The organism is Chitinophaga eiseniae, from assembly GCF_012641265.1.
Classification (GTDB): domain Bacteria; phylum Bacteroidota; class Bacteroidia; order Chitinophagales; family Chitinophagaceae; genus Chitinophaga; species Chitinophaga eiseniae_A.
Genome location: NZ_JABAHZ010000014.1, coordinates 38,705 through 58,472, shown reverse-complemented (window position 1 = coordinate 58,472; position 19,768 = coordinate 38,705). Strand labels below are relative to the sequence as shown.

At 43.9% G+C, this 19,768-nt stretch carries 16 protein-coding genes; 10 read left to right on the top strand and 6 right to left on the bottom strand.

The genetic code is table 11. From position 1 onward, the window contains the following. Positions 1 to 282: 282 nt before the first annotated feature. From HGH91_RS30280 to HGH91_RS30270, 3 genes are all read right to left on the bottom strand, one after another. Complete coding sequence (locus HGH91_RS30280) at positions 283 to 1,278, bottom strand: FecR family protein (protein ID WP_168742978.1); 996 nt, start codon at positions 1,276 to 1,278, stop codon at positions 283 to 285. Between the two features lie 68 nt (positions 1,279 to 1,346). Continuing rightward, positions 1,347 to 1,907, bottom strand: coding sequence for an RNA polymerase sigma factor (locus HGH91_RS30275; protein ID WP_168742977.1), 561 nt, complete (start codon positions 1,905 to 1,907; stop codon positions 1,347 to 1,349). 223 nt (positions 1,908 to 2,130) lie between these two features. Then, entirely contained in the window at positions 2,131 to 2,577 is a 447-nt protein-coding gene (locus tag HGH91_RS30270; protein ID WP_168742976.1) for a GNAT family N-acetyltransferase, read from the bottom strand. Positions 2,578 to 2,757: 180 nt separating this feature from the next. On the opposite strand from HGH91_RS30270, the gene HGH91_RS30265 reads away from it, so the two are divergent. The 3 genes from HGH91_RS30265 to HGH91_RS30255 all read left to right on the top strand — a co-directional run bounded on the left by HGH91_RS30265 (position 2,758) and on the right by HGH91_RS30255 (position 5,758). Further along, the gene (locus HGH91_RS30265; RefSeq protein ID WP_168742975.1) at positions 2,758 to 3,336 is read left to right on the top strand and encodes a dihydrofolate reductase family protein; all 579 of its coding nucleotides are present in this window, start codon (positions 2,758 to 2,760) and stop codon (positions 3,334 to 3,336) included. A gap of 343 nt (positions 3,337 to 3,679) precedes the next feature. After that, complete coding sequence (locus tag HGH91_RS30260) at positions 3,680 to 4,678, top strand: terpene synthase family protein (RefSeq protein WP_168742974.1); 999 nt, start codon at positions 3,680 to 3,682, stop codon at positions 4,676 to 4,678. 81 nt (positions 4,679 to 4,759) lie between these two features. Then, complete coding sequence (locus HGH91_RS30255) at positions 4,760 to 5,758, top strand: terpene synthase family protein (protein WP_168742973.1); 999 nt, start codon at positions 4,760 to 4,762, stop codon at positions 5,756 to 5,758. A gap of 52 nt (positions 5,759 to 5,810) precedes the next feature. Here HGH91_RS30255 and sigJ read toward each other — a convergent pair whose 3' ends face one another. Further along, positions 5,811 to 6,713 (bottom strand): RNA polymerase sigma factor SigJ, encoded by a 903-nt coding sequence (gene sigJ, locus HGH91_RS30250; protein WP_211092485.1) that lies wholly within the window; start codon positions 6,711 to 6,713, stop codon positions 5,811 to 5,813. Beyond that, entirely contained in the window at positions 6,668 to 7,234 is a 567-nt protein-coding gene (locus HGH91_RS30245) for a carboxymuconolactone decarboxylase family protein (protein WP_168742972.1), read from the bottom strand. The genes sigJ and HGH91_RS30245 overlap by 46 nt, the downstream gene beginning before the upstream one ends. 315 nt (positions 7,235 to 7,549) lie before the next feature. On the opposite strand from HGH91_RS30245, the gene HGH91_RS30240 reads away from it, so the two are divergent. From HGH91_RS30240 to HGH91_RS30230, 3 genes are all read left to right on the top strand, one after another. After that, positions 7,550 to 8,977 (top strand): Gfo/Idh/MocA family protein, encoded by a 1,428-nt coding sequence (locus tag HGH91_RS30240; RefSeq protein WP_168742971.1) that lies wholly within the window; start codon positions 7,550 to 7,552, stop codon positions 8,975 to 8,977. A gap of 60 nt (positions 8,978 to 9,037) precedes the next feature. Next, positions 9,038 to 9,607 carry a hypothetical protein gene (locus tag HGH91_RS30235; protein WP_168742970.1) on the top strand — a complete coding sequence of 190 codons (570 nt, stop codon included), beginning with the start codon at positions 9,038 to 9,040 and terminating at the stop codon, positions 9,605 to 9,607. Positions 9,608 to 9,737: 130 nt separating this feature from the next. Beyond that, entirely contained in the window at positions 9,738 to 10,766 is a 1,029-nt protein-coding gene (locus HGH91_RS30230; protein ID WP_168742969.1) for a glycosyltransferase family 2 protein, read from the top strand. 133 nt (positions 10,767 to 10,899) lie between these two features. On the opposite strand, the gene HGH91_RS30225 is transcribed toward HGH91_RS30230, so the two are convergent. Further along, entirely contained in the window at positions 10,900 to 12,240 is a 1,341-nt protein-coding gene (locus HGH91_RS30225) for an alpha-L-fucosidase (protein WP_211092484.1), read from the bottom strand. 552 nt (positions 12,241 to 12,792) lie between these two features. Between HGH91_RS30225 and HGH91_RS30220 the strand changes: the two genes are divergently transcribed. The 4 genes from HGH91_RS30220 to HGH91_RS30205 all read left to right on the top strand — a co-directional run bounded on the left by HGH91_RS30220 (position 12,793) and on the right by HGH91_RS30205 (position 19,630). Next, complete coding sequence (locus HGH91_RS30220; RefSeq protein WP_168742967.1) at positions 12,793 to 13,671, top strand: alpha/beta hydrolase; 879 nt, start codon at positions 12,793 to 12,795, stop codon at positions 13,669 to 13,671. A 286-nt stretch (positions 13,672 to 13,957) separates the two neighbouring features. Continuing rightward, positions 13,958 to 14,722: a glycoside hydrolase family 11 protein gene (locus HGH91_RS30215; protein WP_168742966.1), complete on the top strand. Its 765-nt coding sequence runs from the start codon at positions 13,958 to 13,960 to the stop codon at positions 14,720 to 14,722. A 119-nt stretch (positions 14,723 to 14,841) separates the two neighbouring features. Continuing rightward, positions 14,842 to 15,378: a hypothetical protein gene (locus HGH91_RS30210; RefSeq protein ID WP_168742965.1), complete on the top strand. Its 537-nt coding sequence runs from the start codon at positions 14,842 to 14,844 to the stop codon at positions 15,376 to 15,378. A 400-nt stretch (positions 15,379 to 15,778) separates the two neighbouring features. Continuing rightward, positions 15,779 to 19,630 carry a hybrid sensor histidine kinase/response regulator transcription factor gene (locus tag HGH91_RS30205; RefSeq protein ID WP_168742964.1) on the top strand — a complete coding sequence of 1,284 codons (3,852 nt, stop codon included), beginning with the start codon at positions 15,779 to 15,781 and terminating at the stop codon, positions 19,628 to 19,630. Positions 19,631 to 19,768 lie beyond the last annotated feature (138 nt).

The window sequence follows — 19,768 nt, the reverse complement described above, 5'->3', positions numbered from 1 at the left end:
AAGTCTGCAAAGACGTAAAATCAGAGATACAGGATAACTCTTTTTTTTCATAAATTAGCAAATTCGTTAATTAGATTCCAACAATTTAATAGCGATCCGACCGGCATTTCGTAGATGCCGGTTTCTTTTTAACTCATACCTGGTAGCGGCTTACATAGTCTTCATGTTGCAATAAGTTTTAGTCGTTTAGGTGGTAGTTAAATTCAATTGGCGCCTGCGCCAGATACATGTACATTCCAACAATTTGATAGCGATAACCGGCATTTCGTAGATACCGGTTTTTTATTTAGTTCCTTTCTTCATATTCACATAAATAGTGTCGCCCTGCTGGCGGTAGGTCAGCACACCGGAAGTACAGATGGCAGCCATTACAGCGTCCAGCGGTTCATTTTTAAATTGTGCATAGAGATGTGTTGCTGCTGCTTCTCCATTATTAAAGACAATCTTTACACCGTACATTTTTTCTATCCTTGCAGCAGCGCTGCCGAATTCTTCATTTTTAAATACCAGCACATTTTGTTGCCATCCCAATACCGACGTGGAATCCAGGGGATTTAACGCTATTTGATTAGTGTGACTATCCACGGAGATCTCCTGCCCCGGCTTGAGCAGATAAGTTTTCTCTCCTTTCAGTTTTACTTTAACCGCACCTTCCAGCAAAGCCACGGTATTGGCGGGCGCTTTCGGATCTGCCTGTACATTGAAATGGGTACCCAATACCTGCACAGATAATAGGGAAGTTTCTACCACAAACGGCTGATGAGGCGCCTGGCTTACCTCGAAGTAGGCCTGTCCTTTTACCGATACGGTTCTGTTGTGTTTATCAAAAGCTGCTGGATAGGAAAGTTCACTTTCGGGTCCTAATATCACCCTGGTACTGTCTTCCAGCACAATGGTCTTTTTCTCACCCGGGCGAGTAACAACTTTTAAAGAAAGCAAATGGTTGGTAGGCTTAGGTGTAAAGAGGTACCAGGTAGTAAGTACCATACCCAATATGCCGGCTGCTGCCGCAAACCAATATAGTTGTACCCGTTTGGATTTTACCGGCGCAGGACGTTGTTCATCGGCTGCAATCCTCGCCCGCAAAACAGATAATGCCTGCCCTACCTGTTCGTCGGTAGTTCGCTGATGCTCCTGCCACACTCTTTTTATTTCGTCAAAGTCTTGTTGATTACGCTTATCCGCCGCCATCCAGTCCATCAGCCAGGCATTCTCCGCGTCGCTGGTCTGTCCCGACAGGTACCTGGTGACCAACAGGTAAAGTTCTTGTTCTCTCAATTTATACGTCCTTTTACTATAAGACGAAAGAACAATCACAAATCATGACAACGAAAAAAAATATTTTTTTAGACAACGGAGCTGTCGAAGCGGTAGGTTTCCTTTAAGAATTTGATGGCGCGGTACATCTGTGTTTTGACAGAGTTAATGGAGATCTCCAGCAGGTCTGCAATTTCCTGGTAGCTGAGTTCATCTTCCCGATTCATCCGGAAGATCAGCTGCATCCGTTCAGGTAGTAACCTGATGAGCTTCTCAATATTTTCGGCTGTCTCTTTATAATTTAAGGTATGGTCAGGGCCTTCCTGGCTGGCCATGGTATCGCCGTGAATATCTTCCAGCGGTGTATTGAGCTTCAACTTACGGCGATAATCGTATATACGGTTTTTAACAGAAACGTATAGAAAGGCGGAGAGAGAGGAATGTATGTTGATGGTATCCCTGTTTCGCCAGAACTGGTGGAATACTTCCAATACAACATCTTCCGCCTCATCACTCGGATAAGGCAATAGTGACTTGCTAAAATGCAACAAGTTGGAATAATACTTCACGAACAACAGATCAAATGCCCGCGATTCCCCCACTTTTATGCGGGCAAGTAGTTGTAAATCATCTGTATGATTAGCAGTCATGAGCCGCCAAAAGTAACATCGGTTTGTGAATACAATGTTAAATATAACAATATTAAACTCCAATCATCCAAATTTTATTTCGGGATATCACAAGTCCATATAAACAATTTTCATTATTAATAAACCCGGCGCAAATGCTATTTGCCCTGGTTGGTTCATTTCAAACACTAACCGACTTATGGCGCAAGAGTGGCGAAACGACATCGTTTCGCCATTCCCTGTTTTATTTCCACCAGTAGTAATAGTTGTGCAACCCATCATATTCAAATCCACAACGAGGGTAGAGTTTATTACCGATATCATTTATCTTTTCAGTTTCGAGCATCAAACCGCAAGCTTCCGTTTCGTTGCACCATTGCTTGCTACGATCTATCAGGGCAACAGATAACCCTTTCCCCCTGTAATCGGGATGAACAAACAAATCGCTCAATAACCACTGCTTTGCCAGTTTAATGTAATGGTACATCTTGTACAGCTGCACAAACCCCACTGCTTTATCCTCCACATAAACGAGGAAAATATTGGACTGCTCATTGTCCAGCCTTTCCCGTATGAACTGCTTACATTTCTCATAATCGTCGGCCTGGCGGTAAAAAATCCGGTACAGGTTGAATAATTCCGCGGCATCGTTTAAGTCTTCCAAACCTGCTTTTTTAATTTTGTAATCCATTGCTATAAATTATATTGAATGAATAACAAAACTACTTTTTAACTGGACTATGCTTGTGGTCCAGTTTTTCATAAAAATGGTGGTCCAGTGATAAGTCGCAATTACCCCTTGAGATTGTCGCTTTAGCCCCCGTTGCTTGAAGAAAGACTCGGTTACATTTGTGAAACAAATCATTTAGCTATGCGAAAATTAATAGTGAAAATGTCGGTTTCTATCGATGGTTTTGTAAGTGCCGCGGATGGCGGGAAAGATTGGGTGTTCAAAACCGGGGACGAAGAGTCGGCGGCCTGGAGTGTTGATCAGATCCGGCAAGCCGGGTTAATCATCATGGGCAGGAAAACGTTTGAAACTTTGGCCCCTTACTGGCCTACTGCGACCGGGCCATTTGCTGCACCAATGAACGAGATTCCCAAGGCCGTTTTTACCCAAAAAGGATTTAAAGGCATCGACCACGGGCTGGAACAGTCGCCTGCCGTGGCTTCCTGGGCCGGGGCGCGGATTTTCGATGGCGATCTTACCGAAGGGATCAGGGAACTTAAAGCTGAGCCAGGGAAGCCAATCGTAGCCATCGGCGGCGCAGGATTTATGCAGAGCCTTATTGCCACAGGTCTCGTTGATGAGTACCACCTGGCCATTCATCCTGTTGTATTGGGATCAGGACTGCCCATCTTCGGCAATGCGAAAATGCCGCTTTACCTGAAGTTGGACGAGGTAAAGGTTTTTCCGAAGGGAGTTATCGCCAAGACTTATTGTGCGTAAGTTTACATTTTGATCTAAAATATCCCTGCCATCATATAAAAAGTTCCAAAAAATGCCAAAAGTTTGGAACTTTTTGTAAATTCCCATATTCAAACCCTACATCCACAAGCTCATATAAGACGGATAGTTAACCAAAGTAACCTTAAAGAGTAATCAGAAATATAATGACAAACCCTATTCTTCAACAGCGTGACAGGCATGATAGGGGTCGCTGGAATCGTTAATATTTAATTTATAAAATCGAAAAAAAAGAAAAGATCCACTCAGGCAGCATCATTGAGATGACATGATAAGAATATTAGATTGATTTTATTTCACCCTCAACTTAACCCAACTGATTTCTATGAATCCGGTGATAACTTCTATACTATCCCAGTTCCACTATCCTTTCCCCATGCTCAAAAATACATTTGCCGGCGCCATGCAGGAAATAACTGAACAGCATTGGATAGACGGAGAGTATTTAGCCCTTTATAACAATGACCCTCTCACCAGGAAGAAGTATAAAATGACCAAAACTGCGCATATCGCTTCCCAATGGTTTCCTACAGCCAGTGCCGAACGACTGAAACCGGTATGCAGGCTCATGTTATGGACACTTTATAATGATGACAGGTGCGAAGAATGTAATCTTCATGAATTGCATCTTGTGCGTGATCAGTCCCTGGAAATTTTAAAAGGAACTGCTGCCAGAGATGAACTGACCATTCCGCTTGCAGGGCTGCTATTCACGCTCAGGGAAGAACTGGTTCAATTTCTCCCCGAAGAATCCATGAACCGGTTTATCAGTGGCCTTCAAAAATACTTCGATGGCCTGGAACAAGAGCTTTATTACAAGGTCCGAAAAGAGTTTCCTTCTGTAGAAGAATGCCTGGCTATCCGCGAAGATTCGCTCTGCCTCTACCCGTTCCTGGAGCTACTCGATCTTGAAACGGAAGTCTTTCTACCAGCATCTATACATCAGCATCATACTATAAAACGCCTGAAAGCATTGGCTGTTCGTATGATGGCATGCTTCAATGAAGTGCAGTCGGTACTTAAAGACGAAGCTACCGGCGCCATTTACTATAATGTAGTGAAGGCTATCCAACACCAACGGAATATTTCACTGGAGAAAGCATGTCTGGAAGCACTGCACATCCACAATGAATACCTGCGGGAATTTCAATATCTACAGGATTTCCTGCCAGACTTTGGGTCCTGGCAGGATGCCGTAACAAACAGGATTCATTATATCAGTATGACGTTGAACGGATGGAAGTCTATTTCATCTACACTCGACAGGTATAATTCAATACAGGGATTTCCCGATGTACAAACAGTAAAACAGGCCCTGGGCTAAAGAAATTTCAGCATACGTGTTTAGTCCGGATGTGTAAAAGCATCCGGATATATTTATCATTAAACAGCAAAAACGATCTCAATGGCATCTGCAGAAATTAATCCAAGAGACTATCTGCCTCTAAACTACTACCCATGGCCCAACCGCGTGAATCCTCATTTGGAACAAATGGGTAGGGATATGGAATCATGGATCGATAATGACTATACTTTTCTGACGCCTAAACAAATAGTGAAGTACAAAAAAATGCGGTTGCATGCGTGCACTGCGTGTATGTGGCCTGACTTAACATATGAACAAACTATTCCCTGTAACAGGTTCATGCTCCAATATGTGGTACTCGATGATCAGCTGGAAGATTTATCGCTGGAGGAAAAGCAACAACAGCGTATCCGTTGCATGGAAATTTTAAATGGCGCCTCGCCGTTGCCGGAAGAAAATGCAATTTACCAGCACCTGGCGCTCATCAGGGATGAATTTCGTGCATTTATGCCGGAAATATGGATGAAGCGTTTCATTCGATACTTCTACCTGACCTTTAGGTATGGGATTGAAGTAGAACATTCTTATAAGGTAACCAATCAACCCCCGCCCTCTTTCGCAGTATATAAAGCAATCCGCGAATATGCCGTCCTGATGTACCCTTACCTGGTCCTGGGGGAAATTGAGTCTGGCCTGGTGCTGCCCGATCATATCGTAGAGCACTGCGTCATTCAACGAATGATGAGCCTGATGGTGAGAATTATTGTGTGGCAAAATGATATTCACTCTTTGCCAAAAGAGTTGGCCAAAGGAACAGAGGTCTTTAATGTTGTTTTTGTGCTTCAGCGGCAATACGGTCTTTCGCTCGAAGAGGCCTGCAAGGAGACGCTACGCATCCACAATGAAGATCTCGAGGAGCTGCTTACATTACACAGAGAGTACCGGGAGTTTGGAGAGTACCAGGAACATGTAGACCAATTCGTCTACTATTTTGGGCTTGGAGTCCAGGGAGTAAATACATTTTATGTGCAGGAAACGGAAAGATACCTGCCTGGAGGAAAGGGGTTTGCCTGGCCTGAGAAAAGTCCTTCTATGTAAGCCGTTATAGCGTAAAGTATTGAGGCCCGCCGTAGCAGCGGGTCTCAATACTTTACCTGGCCAGTTCAACTGGCTTGTCCAGCCTCGTAAGCTTTTGTGGATTGGCGATCGCATAAATCCGGACGATCCGCTCATCTTCTACCACGAAACTCACTGCGGCCATTGCGCCATTGCTTTCGACAAGGCCTCCCAGCTCACCATTGAGCCATAACGTAGTTGCGGCAATTACCCGGTTCGGGCGTACCAGTAAATTCGCTACCAGCTCAATTCCGTAAACCGGAGCAGCAGCTGCAGCTGCCAATCCACCACCATCCGCAATCAGCGTAACATCAGGCGCCAGTACTGCCATCAGTGGTTGCAACTCCCCTGTTCGCAACGCTGCCAGGAAACGCTCTACCACCACTTGCTGTGCAGAGCGGCTTACCGGCTCCCGTTGACGCCTGGCCGCAACATGCTCACGCGCCCGCCTTGCGATTTGCCGGATGGTAGCCGCTGGCTTACCGGTTATTTCAGAGATCTCGTCATATGGCGTGTTGAAAACCTCGCGGAGCACGAATACGGCTCGCTCCATGGACCCAAGTGTTTCCAGCACGATCAACATAGCGATCGAAATACTCTCCGACAACTCCAGGTCCTCGGCAACACCAGGATGAGTCAGCAACGGTTCCGGCAGCCATTCTCCCACATATTCCTCACGGCGACGCAACAACGTCCGCTTCCAGTTGAGCACCTGCCGCGTCACCATCCGGATAAGGTAGGCACGCGGGTTGCGCACCTGCGATTGATCAATATCGACCCACCGGAGCCACGCTTCCTGTAGCACATCTTCTGCATCCGTTGCCGAACCCAGCATCTCGTAAGCTACCGTGAATAGCAGGTTCCGATGGATAATAAAGGGATCCTGTTCTATCATGTCAATACTACGCCGGACTTTTTGATTAATGGAATTTCGCATGCATCAGAGTATCCCTGTGATTTGATGCCATGCGCCGTGTTGACCCTGGTCGACAGGTTAGCAAAGCCGATGAGCGCAGTCAACTCTACCAATGCCGCAGGCCCGAGCTGTTTCAGCAAACGAGCCGATAATTCATCAGTGACGGTTATTGGCGTGGTGCTCATCGCCTCCGCATATTCCATCACATCCCGCTCCAATGGCGTAAACACGTCCGACTCCCGCCAGCGTGGCACCTGGCTGGCCTTAGCCAGGTCTAAACCCTTGTGCTGTGCCTGGAAATAGCCGATGTCGAGGCACCAGCTGCAGCCAATCATTGCTGCAACAGCCATGTGCGCAAATGATTTAAGATGCTCATCACATACGTTCCACTCCCCTACGTTGCGTCCCAGCTCAAGACTGGCGGCGGCTACTTTAGGGTTATGCCATACTACCTCAACAGGCTCAGGAACGGAGCCGAATTGCTTAATCAAGTTTTCCCTTAGCTCCACGGGGAGCGCTGCTTTTGAAATACGTAATGCCATAATGAAGGTCCTCCTTAATTTTTTTGTTCAAACATCAAGACACCACGTGATGTCCAAATGTGACAACCTACCGCCATTATTTTCCTGGCCAGGGTATTTTCTCACTCTTATATCCTCCATTCTTATGCTGAAAGATATTCTTTTCGTTGCTAGTTCATAAAAAACGAGACGGCCACTTCCCCAAATTACCTAGCTGAACCCACACAGATTTTCCATTATTTTACCATTTATATAAAGTTTTGTGCTTTTCTTTGTTAATGCTTTCGATTGCAAAACCATTTTATATATATTGGGGAGGCAATTAACAACCACGCAATGAATCACAACAACTCAAGAAGGAGCTTCCTGAAGCAGGCAACGCTGGCCACCCTGGCTACCGCTACTCCAGGCCTGCTGATGGCTGCAGCGAAGCCCTATACCCGCAAAATCGGGCCTAACGAAAAAGTAAACCTTGCCTTCATTGGTATAGGCAACCGGGGTGGAGAGATCGCCCAGGCGCTCTACAAGACAGGTTTGGCAAACATTGTTGCACTCTGCGACGTAGACATGGGCGCACCGCATACCCTGGAGGTAATGAAAATGTTCCCCAACGTGCCTCGTTTCCAGGATTTCCGCCAGATGTTCGATAAAATGGGCAACCAGATTGATGCGGTATCCATCGGCGTACCCGACTTCGCGCATTTCCCGATCACGATGATGGCAATAGGCCTCGGCAAACATGTATACGTGGAAAAGCCAATGGCACGCACCTTCAACGAGGTAGAACTGATGATGAAAGCAGCCCGGAAGCATCCAAAAGTAGTGACGCAAATGGGCAACCAGGGGCATTCTGAAGCTAATTACTTCCAGTTTAAAGCATGGACAGACGCTGGTATCATCAAAGATGTAACAGCCATTACCGCCCATATGAACTCTCCACGGCGCTGGCATGGCTGGAACCCCAATATTACAGCTTTCCCCCCTGCCGAACAGGCGCCTGCCACCCTCGACTGGAATATCTGGCAGATGACAACACAGGGACACACTTATAACAAGGATTTCGTAAACGGCCAATGGCGCTGCTGGTTCGACTTCGGGATGGGCGCACTGGGCGACTGGGGTGCACATATCATCGATACGGCCCACCAATTCCTCGATCTTGGCTTGCCATACGAAGTGGATCCGGTCAAGCTCACGGGTCATAATAACTTCTTCTACCCCATGTCTACCACGCTGGCATTCAAATTCCCGAAAAGAGGAAATATGCCCGCACTGGATATCACCTGGTACGATGGCGTGGATAACCTGCCACCTATTCCTCCCGGATACGGCGTATCAGGACTCGACCCTAATATTCCACCTCCCAGCAATGGTCCTATCGCGCCGGCTAAACTGAACCCCGGTAAGATTATCTACAGTAAGGATCTTACGTTTAAAGGAGGCTCACATGGTAGTACCCTCTCTATCATTCCGGAGGAAAAAGCAAAAGAAATGGCAGGTAAACTGCCGGTAGTACCGGCTAGTCCATCTAACCACTTTCAGAACTTCCTGCGGGCTTGTAAAGGCGAAGAGCAAACACGGTCTCCATTCGCTATTGCAGGGCCGCTCAGCCAGGTATTCTGTCTCGGTGTACTGGCGCAATGGACGGGAGAGAAACTACAATTCGACCGGGAAAAGAAGATCATCACGAATAATAAACATGCTAATGAATTACTGATAGGTCCCCCTCCAAGAAAAGGCTGGGAGCAGTACTATAAAGTTTAAAAAAAGAGGACTATGGTCCTCTTTTTTTAATTTGCAGAGATTATTTAAAAATCCTGACTAATGCAATTATTTAACGGCCGTTTGTATCCCGAAGAGATCATACCCTATCTCAGGCAGTTCAATAAAGAGAGCTATGTAACGGAACTGAAAAATGTAATTGATCTCGGATTCCAGAAGATCAGCGAATATAGCGCTGTGGAGTTGTATACCTGCTGCATAGCTACCAACATCTATCATTTGGAAACAACCATCTCTTTCGACAATGTTGAGACCAGTGATCAATACAGACATAATTTATTTGCAGCTTTGGAGAAGCGGTACCGTTTAAAATCCGGGCAAGGGAAATTATCAAAAAGGGATCGCCTCCCGGATATTAATAACATACCGCGCAATTATGATGAGCCGGGTAAATATGCTTTTCCCGGTGTTGCTATTGTGAAAAACACCTCTATCCCAAAGAATTTCGAATTCTATACAGAAAGAAAATGCTGGTATGAGATCTTCCCGCTTCAACAGGAGATGCTGCAATATGCAGTCGGGCAATTGTATCATTTACCGAAACTGCACCCTTCCTTTGAGTTGTTTTTTATTGGAATGGAATCGAAAGAGGGGTTTATTTATAGAAGGTAGGAGCATTTGCTAATTGATGAGAAAAAATATGCACAGGTATCAAAAATGAAAGTTACCTTCGGTCGCAAAACTAGCAGCAGTGGGGTAAATACCGTAAAAAGGATCTACCCAGCTCAATACTATCACCTACATGGATATTAATATAAACAATCCCTTAGTTACTGTTTTTATGGCAGCCTATAACGGCGAAGCATATATTGAAAAAGCCATACAAAGTGTCCTCGATCAGCGCTTTACTGATTTTGAGCTATTAATTATTAACGATGGCTCTACGGATCGCACGCTTGACATCATTCGTCAATTTACAGATCCCCGCATCCGTTTAGTTCACAATGATGGTAATAAAGGGCTTACTTTCACCCGTAACCGTGGGATTGAAGAGGCTAAAGGACAATACATTGCCATCCTGGATTGTGATGATATAGCCTTGCCTGATCGTCTTCAAGCGCAAATCAGTTTTTTAGGCTTGCATCCTGACATCGCCATATGTGGCGGACAAGCCATCGCTATTAATGAATCCGGTGAAGAAACAGGAAACTTAAACGTGATAGCCGGCGATAAGAATATATCTCCCGAATTGGTATTTCACAATACCTTTATCAACTCCACCCTGATGATCAAAAGATCAGCCATGCTGGAGGCAGGTGGATATAGAGATTATTCTCCCGCAGAAGATTATGATCTCTCGTACAGGATCTCTTTACGTCACCCGGTAGCCAACCTCAGCGAGGTGCTCGTTTATTACCGCCTTCATGGGAATAACATTTCAAAGGTTCAGCATGAGAGAATACTCAATGCAGAATTTCGTATCATCGAAAACATCCATACCAACCTGGGTATTCCCAAAGATGAAAATTTAATCCGGATTCATCATGATTACTTCTCTTACCGGTTTTCAGCCAGGAGCGCAAAAGAATTCCAACAATTTTTTGAGGCCTTAAAACTGGGCAATGCTGCATCCGGTAGTTATCCCACCCAGGTATTCAATGAAATACTCTACAAAAAATGGTACACACATTTAAGACATACCAAAGAAAAAAGAATTCTTCCCTTATATTTTAAAAGCAGCTTGTTTGAATGGCAGTTTGTTACTGCTAAGGAATTGCGTAAAGTATTTAAACAGGCTTTCTCCCGTAATCTCTCCCTAAGGCGGGGTTAACATGAACAAAACCGGCCATTAGGGCCGGTTTTGCCGGGCGGCAATATCTTCTGCTCACACCCCGATTTCTATGACTTATACATAGTATCTAAATGCAGATCTGTTTTTAAACTTATTTTAGAACAAGATATGCTTATAAAATCTTGTAAAGCTTAACAGATTCAATCACAGGACAGGCCAGCGAATTTATAAAGTTTACTCGTACCCTGGATGCTGTAACAGCATCGAATCTTGCCAATTTCTTTCTTCCAATTGTACTTCCTTTGAATACCTGCTCCCATTTTCCGTCTTTTTCCACTTCAATCGAGAAGGACTGAACACGCTGTCCTAACCGGATGTATTCCTTTATCTCAAAACAGTTGAAGCTTTTTGCTTTGGGTAGTGTAAATGAAAGCGAAGCCGTTGTAGTGCTGTCATTGACGGTCCAGTACAAATGCTGGTTGCCCAGCACATTGGATGCGGCATATTGCTGTGAATTTCCTCTTACCTCGGAGGCTTTAACCTTCGCTCCCTGCAAGAGATCTGTCGAAAATGATCTGGTGAGATAATCCTGTAATTTATCTAACGCAACGATATCATTCGTATTGATTTGACCAGTGCGGTCAGGAGGAAGATTCAGGTTCCAGCAGGCTCCATTGCCAATCGATTTAAAGTAGATCTCTTTTAAACTTTCCAGGCTTCTTACCTTGTTATCTTCATGACTGTGATAAAACCAACCGGGGCGAATAGAAACATCCACTTCTGCCGGAATCCATGCTTCGCCGTTTAATGTACCTGTTTCCCCTTCCTTATACCTGGTATGTCCTATACCTGGCTTATCACCTTCTGGCCCGTGAGCCGTGTATGTAGCCCAGCAGGAATCATTTGCATAACCACTTTCGTTTCCACACCACCGCTCGTCGGGGCCTATATCGCTGAATATACATGCATTGGGTTGCAATTTCCTGATGATGGACCAGGTATTCTCCCAATCATAATATGTCTTCCGGTCAATCTCCCGCTTCTCATTCGCCCCTCCATAATATCCATCGCCGCCATTGGCTCCATCCAACCATACTTCGAAAATGTCGCCATAATTGGTCAATAATTCCGTGAGTTGATTCCGGTAATAGGCAATATACTCAGGCTTACCGTATAAGGCGCTGTTTCTATCCCATGGCGACAAATAAATACCAAACTTAATTCCATATTTTCTACAGGCGGCCGATATTTCTTTCACCACATCTCCTTTTCCATTCTTCCAGGGACTATTTTTCACAGAGTGTTCTGTGTATTTGGAGGGCCACAAACAAAAACCATCATGATGCTTACAGGTTAAAATAGCGCCTTTAAATCCATGCCTGGCAATAGTGGATACGATTTGATCCGCATCGAAATTCGTAGGATTGAAAACACTTTCATTCTCGCTTCCCAGGCCCCACTCCCGGTCTGTAAAGGTATTCACTGTAAAATGGAGGAAGCAGTAACGCTCCATATCCTGCCATTTTATTTGGCGTTCAGCAGGTATCGCTCCATAGGCTTTCGGAGGAAGGCTATTTTGCGCAAATGTTATAGAAGTTAGAAAAATCAGCACGGCTGATAAAATAATCTTCATACTGTTACTTATTTATTTTTTCATTGCAAATAAAATTATTACTTATACTGGCTCTTATAAATGGAATTTCAAATATGCCAGCCCGCATGACACACCCAGGGTCATAAGTGGAATTCCGGAAAATCTCTGCCATTACATTATATAGTTGAAAGTTTACCCGTCTAACTAAACTCAAAAATTGGGATATTTTCTCAAATTATTTAATCTTATATTACCCAATACTGACGCAATATATACTATCCCCCAAATGATATGCTTTCAATGCTTTTTATTGGCGCATAGCCGGTCATTGTTTGTGATTTTGTATAAGCATACTTAAATATAGTGGTGAACATGAGAGCCGAAATGTTGTATTTTCGTGAGGATCAGCTATCAGTATAAAACTGTGTAAGAAAGCATAAACTCATCACCCTACTTTAACCCGTTATTCGCATGAATTACAACTGCAGCTTAAAGCGTTATTTTGGAAATAGCATAGTATACATTTTTCTCATCCTGTTAATTCCCCAAGACCTGCTTGCCCAAACCGACCCGGTATTTAAACCCATATCGGCAGATATCATCAAAATTCCGTCGAAGGTGTTAGGGGAAGACCGGAAAGTTTATATTTATCTACCGCCTGCAGATACCTTACAGCGCGATAAGCGTTACCCGGTATTATACGTTCTTGACGGGGACAATCATTTTAGCCTTATGGCAGAATACTGCCGGTACCTTAGCCGCCGGGATGTAAATGTTGTGCCTGAGATGATTATAATTGGCATTCCAAACACCAACCGTACCAGGGACCTTACCCCCAACCATAGTATTATTGATTACGACGGAAAGCCGGATACCAGTTCCAACTCCCGGTTTAAGTCAAGTGGTGGCGGAAATAATTTCTTACAATTCATTGGTACTGAATTAATTCCTTATATTGACGCGCACTACAAAACACAACCTTTTAAAATTTTTGCAGGACATTCATTTGGCGGTATCACCACGATCAATTGTTTATTAACGCAGCAGGATATGTTTAATGCATATATAGCCATAAGCCCATCCTTTTGGTGGGATAACGGATATTTACTTCGCCTTGCCGATGAAAGACTGAAAAATAACCGCGTTATGAATAAGAGGATCTTTTATAGTGATGCGGACGAAGGCATGTCATTATCCAGCTTTCATACCAACCTGGTAAAATTCGACTCCATAATAACCAATAGAAAGATAACAGGGTTAGATCATAAATATGTTCGCTATCCCGACGAAACGCATATGACAGAGCCCGTAAAAGCCTATTATGACGCTTTGCGGTTTATTTTCAGGTGATTCATATGGTACAGACCCCGAACCTTTATATATGAACTGCGGAAATTAGCCGGTCGCCTCATTTGATGAAAGCTATTCCCATATTTCCTCCACAGTTTGAAGAGGGTCATTACCTCAATATTTCCCCCTACCCCGGAAACTAGTATTTTTCAATGCTTTCTGTAGTCAATGCGACATCTTTGAATATCGCCGCGTATGAACATTTGTGTAACAAATTTGGCGATTATTAGCATGGTTCTATTTCTAAATAGGTTTCTTTTGCCCCTCTAACCAATAAACCCACGATATGAAAAAACAAAACCCACTCGCAAGAGTAACCAGGAAGGTTGCTTTTGGCACTACTGTAGCCATTGTACTCGTAGGCGCTACAATTTTAACAAGCTGTAGAAAAGAGGCAAAAACCCAGCCCGAGGTAGCAGGTATTGAGACGTTTTCCAAAGCTCAGGCCGCGGCCCAATTCTACCAATCGGGTACACATGACGGCTTCTTTTGGTCGCTTTGGAAAAGTGACGGCGCTACCGGTACCGTTAATTACGCAAATGGCCCTAACGGAAATTACAGTGTTAACTGGACCGGATTTAACGGCAACTTTACGTGCGGTAAAGGCTATTCCGTAGGTTCAGCATCCTATAAAATAGGATATAATCTGGGTATCTATTCAAATTCTGGTGGCGGTACTTTCGGCTGGTATGGATGGAGCAGAAATCCTTATTATGAGTATTATGTGAATGAAACATGGGGTGCAGTATCACCTCATACCGGCACCTATTTAGGGACATTTGAAAGCGATGGTGCAGGTTATAATGTATGGACCCGTTGGATGACTGGTAAAAATATCGATGGCGGCGATGGCTTCAGACAGATTTACAGCTCCAGGGTTACAAAAGTTACTACCGGGCAAAACCACGTCATTACTTTCGCCAACCACTATAACAAGTGGAGTAGTTTAGGATATACGCTTGGTCAGTTAAATATTCCGGCTATTATGGTGTCAGAAACCTGGGGCTCTAATACTAATGGCAATATTAACTGTACTATTTGGGCGCAATAAACACTGGTTTAAATTAACAACAGGCAAATACTGCCCCCGCAGAAAGCGGGGGCAGTATTCAGTGCGGGTATTCCCTGTCACTTGAATACCTATTTAATATTATTCAACAACTAGTTCTGATGAGATCAACACCCTATTTTCTTACAGTTTTCATTCTTGCGCTTTCTGCCTGCCATTCACCGAATCTTAAAACCATGGAAGGAAATAAAAATTTTCTAATCGGAAAATGGCATAGATTTTCAATGGAAAATGGATATAGCGAATTTGATATTGATTCGCAAAACATAGTCTTCTACAATCAGAAAGTTGGCCGGTTCGGGCTTCCTTACAAAATAGAAAATGATTCCTTGAAATACCTTACCAATCACTATGCGGCTAAGATTACCGACTATGGCGACTCAGTACTGCTTGAGGGCAACGATAGTACTAAAGCCACTTTATATAGGTTTAAAGAATCGCAGGTTCCTTTTCAGACAATTCCTGACGCAAAAGATTCTTTGTCATTTGCATCATACATCACAGGTTTCGAGAAACGATTAATCCAGGAATTTGAGAAGGCCGGAATAAAACTTTCTGATGGCACGGAAAAGCGGGAAGAACCTGTGTATGAAGAACTGTTAAAAAGAGCAATGACAAATAAAAAACCGGGAGCGTAAACTGACTATTGATTTTAGGACCATGCCCCAGTTTCTAATGGGCATGGCCCATTTTTTTGATACTTCCCGTAAAGCCGGATCAATTTTTCGCCATAATTCCCAATCTATGATCTCACATAACGGAAGGCAAATGGAAACACCTCGAAAGTATAAACAAAGTGGGAACAAAGTTCAGACAAGATATAATCAACTCATATTCAATACTATAAATATTTATATTATGAATATTCCGGTGAAGAAATAAGCAGATCATCTGTTTGGCAATTGCTATTATTGTCATATTAACATTTAATATTTGTTTTTTGGGAAGAAGTTCGTTTAATTTATAACGCACTTATTGATCGCGGGTATACTTTAATAGTATTACCTATTAAAAGTCCACGTCTTTAAAACTTATTAAATGAAAAGGGGAGGTCTGCTTGTTGCAGCAATGCTTTATGCAGCGGTTACTTTTGCTTCGCAGGTTAATTTTGTCAGTCTCAATAATACCTATGCCCTTGCCATCAGAGAAATGGCATCGGTATGCAAGGATGTGGATGGATTCATCTGGGCTTCATCCCGGATGGGGGTATTGCGGGTGGCAGAACCAGACTGCAGGATTTACCGTTTACCCTATGTTTCGGCGGATGTTATTTCTTTGAAACTAATGTATGGTGCCGGCATGCTGGTAGCCTATTCCAATAACGGTCAACTTTTCAGGTTCGATAAAAGACTGGACAAATTTGAGCTGCTGATTGATCTCAGGGGGCCACTGAAAACCGGGCATCTTAGCGTCAATAATGCGGTAATAGACGAGAGCGGGGCTATCTGGGTGGCTTCATCCATGGGATTACACAGATTTTATGATGGTAAGCTCCGGGCAATAGGCAGGGAAGCCGACGAGATGTCGCGAGTAGCTATATCGGACAGCCGTTTGCTCGCTGTAGTCCGCGGAAACGCACTATATACTGTAGACAGGCGCACCTGTGAGCAGAAATACGTTTGTGGTAATATACCCAAAAACGTTTCGGCACTGGTGTATGATAAAATTTCCAACAAGCTTTGGATCGGCACATTTTCAGATGGACTGATGTATTACGATTTTTCTGCAAAGAGTGCCGCTAAAAAGGTGAATATTGATTTGCCCCGGCAGCCGATTCTGGCAATTGCATTTAACACGGCCGCTACAATGCTACTGGGAATAGATGGACAAGGCATCTGGGAGCTTTCAAGGTCGGGGGAAAAGATACTGCATCATTACAAGGAGGATATGAACGATCCTGAATCACTGAAAGGGAATGGGGTTTATGATATATTTTGTGATAGCAACAGGATCTGGATCAGCACACTCACCGGAGGGTTGTCTTACTTCGAACAGCATCCACCAGGTGCAGTACATATTGTGCATCAGATAAACAGCAAAAACTCCCTGGTAAATAATCATGTTAACAGCGTTTTACAGGATCATTTGGGTAATCTTTGGTTTGCTACTAACAATGGTATTTCCAGGTGGAACGAAAAGACCGATAAATGGCAGACCTTTTACGCAGATAGAAAAGAAGCGGTCAGCGCTTTCCTGGTACTGGCAGAAGATAGTACAGGTAACATATGGGCGGGCACATACGGGGCAGGTGTATATGTACTTGATCCGGCTACCGGCAGGGAGCTGGCACACTACGCAAAGGAAAAAGGCAGTAACCGGCCTTTTAACAATTATGTATTTGATATATATGTAGATAGTAACAAGGATATATGGTACGGCGGTGGCCTGGGTAATATTGTAAGATATGTCACTGCTGAAAATAGCTTTAAAAAATATGACTATCAGCCTGTTTCTGCTTTCGCTGAGCTAAGCAATCATCAGCTGCTCATGGGATGTACCTATGGATTGGGGGTCATGGACAAACAGAATGGTGATAAACAGATTATTGTTGATGGGTTCCTGGTAAGCGATATTGTTTACTACAAAAACAAAGTATGGTTGGCCACTGCCGGAAACGGCGTACTGTCCTATGATATGGGCGATAAGTCGATGCGGCATTTCAACATGAATAATGGATTGCCATCAGACTACGCCAACAGCATCATGGTAGCTGATTCATTTATCTGGATAGGTACGGAAGGGGGCATCGCAAAATTAGACCCGCAGCGGCAGCAGGTACAGACATTTGCACATATTTCACCGATATACCGATTGGCTTGCAACAGGAATGCGTCTTCCATTCTGAAAGATGGTCGCATCATCATTGGCACCAATAACGGTGCAGTGTTGTTCCCCCCAGATATAACACAACCCAATGCCAGCAATGGCAGGATATTTCTGCAGGATCTTACAATTGCCGGCAGGTCCGTACATGATAGTCTTTCGCCATTAAGGGATATCGACCTCTCAAAATTAGCCACACTACAACTTAATTATTTACAGCACGACTTCTCATTTGAACTGGTGATACTGGACGAAGGTGTGTCCCGCTCCGCAATTGAATGGATGCTGGAAGGTTGGGACAAAGATTGGAATAAGTCGGGAGAAGGAAGGAAAATAAATTATAGTAATATTGCCCCTGGAGAATACAAATTAAAAATACATCTCCTGGCCAATGGTGTAATGGTAGCAGAAAAAATAATAGACCTCCGGATAATCCCGCCATTCTGGAAACGCAGGTGGTTTTATTCTGCCGTTCTGCTGCTGCTGGTTACGGCGATGTACTTTGCCCTGCGATTATATATTGATAAACTGCAACGCAAACATACCGCAGATAAAATCCGCTTTTTTACCAACACGGCACATGAGATGAGAAACGCGCTCACACTGGTGAAGGCGCCAATAGAGGAACTTAAAAAAGAGATTTTTTCAGAGAAAGGCCACCAACATCTGCAACTGGCTACTGAGCAGATAAAAGAACTGACAACGACCGCTTCACGTTTGCTCGACTTTCAAAAAGTAGATGCCGGCAAAGAAAAAGTCAATTTCAGCTGCGTGGATATTGTACAGTTAATTGCAGCCAGAAAAGCGCTGTTTGATGCCTGGGCCACACAAGAAGAAATTGTTATCCGGTTTAATACGGATGTCAGACATTATACTTCAGCAGTAGATGTGCTGATGATGGAGAAAGTAGTCGATAACCTGATATCCAATGCAATAAAGTATGCGTACAGGAATAGTACTGTACTGCTCGCGTTTTCCGGTACCAAACAAAGCTGGACACTGGAAGTAACAAACGAGGGAATAGGGATTGGCAGAAAAGCACAGCGTAGTATTTTTCGGGAATTCTATCGCAGCGAAAATGCAGTAAACGCCAGGATTACAGGTTCCGGTATTGGGTTGCTGCTTACCAAAAGTTATGTAAAATTGCATCGCGGAGAGATCTCTTTTGCCAGCCAGGAAAATGCAGGCGCATTATTCAAAATTGAAATCCCTTATACAGAGATAGCTTCAGTAGAGGATCTGACACCTCCAAGGCAGGAATTAATCCATGAAATAGTCTCTGCCCCGTTATGCTCAGACGTGGATGCACCGGAACCTTTAAACAAACTACGTGTATTCATCGCAGAGGATAATGAAAAATTACGGGCCTTCCTCCTCACTGCCTTACAAACAGAATTCCAGGTATTCACCGCAAATAACGGACAGGAGGCATGGCCGCTCATCCGGAAAGAGCTGCCGGACCTTGTAATTTCCGATATATTAATGCCTGAAATGAACGGCCATGAACTCTGCCGGCTCATAAAGGCTACATTCGAAACCTCACATATCCCATTGATCTTGTTGTCGGCACTCAATTCCCAAACCGACCAGCTTTATGGCCTCGGGCTGGGCGCTGATGATTACCTGACCAAACCTTTCGATATACCGTTGCTGGTCCAGAAAATTAAAACCATCGTACGTAACAGAACGGTCATCAGGGAAAAAGCCCTTCGCCTGATTCAACCTGAAAATAATATTCCCATCCTGCAAAATGAGCACAACGACAAATTCGTGAAACAGGCGGTAATGGTAGTCCGCGACAACCTCGCCAACGCGGCATTTGGAAAAGAAGAGTTTGCCGCTGCCATGTTCGTCAGCTCCTCCCTGCTCTATAAAAAATTAAAAAGCCTTACCGGACAGTCGCCGGTAGATTTCATCAAATCTATCCGACTTAACCACGCACTCGGGTTACTGCAGTCCAGAAAACATAGTGTGATGGACATTAGCGAATTGTGCGGTTTTTCCAGTGTCAGCTATTTCAGCACTTCTTTCAAGAAATTTTATGGAAAATCCCCCGCAGAGGTGTAATTATCATTTTTACAATTAATTATAAAAAGAGACCTGCATTAGGCATAAAATATATACCCGCTGTTTATTAATTGTCTAAAATACATTTAATAAAGTAACAGGTATCATTTCTTTGCCCATGGCTGCATGCATCGTTTA

Excerpts from the sequence above, each read along its gene's own strand:
- HGH91_RS30275 (WP_168742977.1), bottom strand. The coding sequence starts at position 1,907 with ATGACTGCTAATCATACAGATGATTTACAACTACTTGCCCGCATAAAA.
- HGH91_RS30270 (WP_168742976.1), bottom strand. The coding sequence starts at position 2,577 with ATGGATTACAAAATTAAAAAAGCAGGTTTGGAAGACTTAAACGATGCC.
- HGH91_RS30265 (WP_168742975.1), top strand. The coding sequence starts at position 2,758 with ATGCGAAAATTAATAGTGAAAATGTCGGTTTCTATCGATGGTTTTGTA.
- HGH91_RS30260 (WP_168742974.1), top strand. The coding sequence starts at position 3,680 with ATGAATCCGGTGATAACTTCTATACTATCCCAGTTCCACTATCCTTTC.
- HGH91_RS30255 (WP_168742973.1), top strand. The coding sequence starts at position 4,760 with ATGGCATCTGCAGAAATTAATCCAAGAGACTATCTGCCTCTAAACTAC.
- sigJ (WP_211092485.1), bottom strand. The coding sequence starts at position 6,713 with ATGCGAAATTCCATTAATCAAAAAGTCCGGCGTAGTATTGACATGATA.
- HGH91_RS30245 (WP_168742972.1), bottom strand. The coding sequence starts at position 7,234 with ATGGCATTACGTATTTCAAAAGCAGCGCTCCCCGTGGAGCTAAGGGAA.
- HGH91_RS30240 (WP_168742971.1), top strand. The coding sequence starts at position 7,550 with ATGAATCACAACAACTCAAGAAGGAGCTTCCTGAAGCAGGCAACGCTG.
- HGH91_RS30235 (WP_168742970.1), top strand. The coding sequence starts at position 9,038 with ATGCAATTATTTAACGGCCGTTTGTATCCCGAAGAGATCATACCCTAT.
- HGH91_RS30230 (WP_168742969.1), top strand. The coding sequence starts at position 9,738 with ATGGATATTAATATAAACAATCCCTTAGTTACTGTTTTTATGGCAGCC.
- HGH91_RS30225 (WP_211092484.1), bottom strand. The coding sequence starts at position 12,240 with ATGGAGCGTTACTGCTTCCTCCATTTTACAGTGAATACCTTTACAGAC.
- HGH91_RS30220 (WP_168742967.1), top strand. The coding sequence starts at position 12,793 with ATGAATTACAACTGCAGCTTAAAGCGTTATTTTGGAAATAGCATAGTA.
- HGH91_RS30215 (WP_168742966.1), top strand. The coding sequence starts at position 13,958 with ATGAAAAAACAAAACCCACTCGCAAGAGTAACCAGGAAGGTTGCTTTT.
- HGH91_RS30210 (WP_168742965.1), top strand. The coding sequence starts at position 14,842 with ATGAGATCAACACCCTATTTTCTTACAGTTTTCATTCTTGCGCTTTCT.
- HGH91_RS30205 (WP_168742964.1), top strand. The coding sequence starts at position 15,779 with ATGAAAAGGGGAGGTCTGCTTGTTGCAGCAATGCTTTATGCAGCGGTT.